Source organism: Protofrankia sp. Cr1 (genome assembly GCF_963555865.1).
Classification (GTDB): domain Bacteria; phylum Actinomycetota; class Actinomycetes; order Frankiales; family Frankiaceae; genus Protofrankia.
In genome coordinates this window covers 5,162-6,153 of record NZ_CAUVXO010000107.1, presented here as the reverse complement: position 1 = coordinate 6,153, position 992 = coordinate 5,162, and the positions used below count along the sequence as shown (strand labels likewise).

2 protein-coding genes and 1 pseudogene are annotated in these 992 nt (G+C 68.4%); all 3 read left to right on the top strand.

From position 1 onward, the window contains the following. The first annotated feature begins 124 nt into the window (after nucleotides 1–124). On the top strand, nucleotides 125–283 hold the full coding sequence (locus U9980_RS11255) for a hypothetical protein (RefSeq protein WP_322767866.1): 159 nt from the start codon (nucleotides 125–127) through the stop codon (nucleotides 281–283). Nucleotides 284–422: 139 nt separating this feature from the next. Further along, on the top strand, nucleotides 423–767 hold the full coding sequence (locus U9980_RS11250; protein ID WP_322767865.1) for a YciI family protein: 345 nt from the start codon (nucleotides 423–425) through the stop codon (nucleotides 765–767). 59 nt (nucleotides 768–826) lie between these two features. After that, nucleotides 827–992, top strand: a pseudogene (locus tag U9980_RS11245) (RNA polymerase sigma factor); the annotation flags it as partial.

Below are 992 nucleotides of genomic sequence, written 5' to 3'. Positions count from 1 at the left end.
CCATTTTCAGGGCCGGAACGGGCCACCCCCACGGGGGGATCGGAGACTAGCCCTAGATTGTCCGAAAGCTGGTCCGCGACCGGGTCCAGCCGTATAGCCAAGATCGCCCGCGTCGGAACCAGAGGTGACTCGCCGACTCTGGATCATCGACGCCTCCGCCCTCGACATGGCGCTCAGCCTCGCCGCCGGGGCCGGCAAGCGCAAGGTCGAGGCGTGGTGTCACGCCGGGAAGGCTGCGGCCCCGCCGCTGACCGGCGCAGGTGTCCAGCGATGGCTTCGATGAGTCGGATCGTTCACCACCGGCGCACCAGAACGTCGTGAAAGGAATCCGGGGGTGGTGTCGGATCGAGGTGGAGGCGTTCGTTGCAGGGTTGAGCGGCTGCCCGCGAGGGGCGTCCCCGAGCCACAGGAGATGATCCGAAATGCAGTACCTGGTTTCCGTGATCGACGACACGACAGACGAGGAGCTCCGTCGCACCGGCTCCGGCACCCCGGCCGAGATGGCTGCGATCGACGTGTTCAACGACCGGCTTGTGGCCGAGAGCCACTGGGTCTTCGCCGGCGGCCTCGGGGCGCCCAGCGCGGCCACTGTGATCGATAACCGGGGTGGGGAGGCGATGTTCACCGACGGGCCGTTCCTGGAGTCGAAGGAGTTCCTCGCCGGCTTCTGGATCATCGAGGCCGCGGACCTCGAGGTGGCGCTCAAGCTGGCCGCCGAGGGGTCGAAGGCCTGCAATCGGAAGGTCGAGGTACGGCCGTTCCTGTGAACAGGGTCGACGTCCGGGAGGCGATCACTCGGGCCCACCACGAGGAGTGGGCGCGGGTGGTCGTCGCCCTCTACGACCAGCTCGTCCGCCTCGACCCCTCGCCGCTCATCGCCCTCAACCGAGCCATCGCGGTCGCCGAACTCGACGGCCCGGAGGTGGCACTCGCGGCCGTCGACCGTCTCGAGGACAGGTTGGCCGGCTATCACGTCTACCGTGCGACCCGCG